Genomic DNA, 231 nt, shown 5'->3' on the forward strand with positions numbered 1-231 from the left:
CCTTGCCCGCGCGGTTCGATCTGAGTTCCTTCGGTTACCATGAACCCGGCACCGGTGCGCTGTCGGTAATAGGCAGCCATGAGGTCGTTCGGAACATTGCCCGGCTGGGAACTGCGGCAACGCGTAAGTGGCGGCAGAACAATTCGAGTCTTCAAGAGGTACGGGCCCAGTTGGGCACTTTCAAAAAGGACCGAAGTTTTCATATCGTCACTCCTACATATCGCAATTTCT

At 55.0% G+C, this 231-nt stretch carries 1 pseudogene; it reads right to left on the minus strand.

The features are described from left to right. Positions 1 to 203 (minus strand): annotated as a pseudogene (locus Q5762_RS39840) (alkene reductase); the annotation flags it as partial. Positions 204 to 231: the final 28 nt, after the last annotated feature.

Source organism: Streptomyces sp. P9(2023) (genome assembly GCF_032436795.1).
GTDB lineage: Bacteria > Actinomycetota > Actinomycetes > Streptomycetales > Streptomycetaceae > Streptomyces.